General features: G+C 61.9%; 1 protein-coding gene. It reads left to right on the forward strand.

Going from position 1 to position 202, the window contains the following annotated elements; translation table 11 throughout:
- Positions 1 to 202 (forward strand): immunoglobulin-like domain-containing protein (locus ACM6I0_RS24395; RefSeq protein ID WP_414923488.1); only part of this gene is annotated, 202 nt, incomplete at both ends.

Consider the following 202-nt stretch of genomic DNA (forward strand, 5'->3'; position numbering starts at 1 on the left):
GTGACGTTGAGCAATGGCGCCGTGATCAACATCGAGGCCGGCAAAACCACCGGCACCGTGACCGTCGATGCACCCAAAGACGACCCGTACATCGACGCCGGCAAGGTCAGCGCCACAATCGCTACCGCCACTGGCGGCAACTTTGAAAACCTGGTGAAAGACCCGGCTGCGGCGGTGACCAACGTCACCGACACCCTCGACA

This window comes from Pseudomonas sp. IT-P294 (genome assembly GCF_949767865.1).
GTDB lineage: Bacteria > Pseudomonadota > Gammaproteobacteria > Pseudomonadales > Pseudomonadaceae > Aquipseudomonas.